The organism is Dehalococcoidia bacterium (genome assembly GCA_025054935.1).
Lineage (GTDB): Bacteria > Chloroflexota > Dehalococcoidia > SpSt-223 > SpSt-223 > JANWZD01.
In genome coordinates this window covers 1-503 of record JANWZD010000090.1, presented here as the reverse complement: position 1 = coordinate 503, position 503 = coordinate 1, and the positions used below count along the sequence as shown (strand labels likewise).

Genomic DNA, 503 nt, shown 5'->3' with positions numbered 1-503 from the left:
CGGGCGCGAACGAGCTGCCGTACATGAGCAACCAGGCCGGCGTAGCAATCACCGCCAGCTGCAGGGGCCTTGTCGGCAAAATAGCGGCGATGATAGGCGCAAAAACGCAGATAGAAAATGAGGGCGCCCGTTACCGTCAGCACGGCGACGATGACGACGATGTCCCAAGGAGGCGATAGATACCAGGCCAGGTCCATGTGCAGAACTCAAGGCAAAAGCCAACCCTCGCGCAAGATCAGCGCGTTGTCCGGGCCGGTCGTTGGCAGGCGCGCGCCGGTGCGCGGGTCATAGACCACGACTTGAAGGACGTACACGCCGGAGGCCATCTCGGCAGGGAGCGTCAGGGTGTGCGGGTCGGTGACGACCTCCGGCGGCAGCCAGCCGGTGGTGGGACGCGCCCCTTGCCCCGGCTCGCCGTCCGCCTGCACCACAATCCGCCCTGATGCATCCAGCAACTGCACCGAGACGGTATAGCGCTTCGCCATGCGCTCCAGCGCGCGCCA

The 503-nt window shown here is 65.6% G+C and carries 2 protein-coding genes; both read right to left on the bottom strand.

Translation table 11 applies throughout. The features are described 5' to 3' along the window. Positions 1–197 (bottom strand): hypothetical protein (locus NZ773_16420; GenBank protein ID MCS6803508.1); only part of this gene is annotated, 197 nt, incomplete at its 3' end. A gap of 9 nt (positions 198–206) precedes the next feature. Then, the coding region (locus NZ773_16415; GenBank protein MCS6803507.1) for a hypothetical protein at positions 207–503 on the bottom strand (297 nt) is incomplete at its 5' end.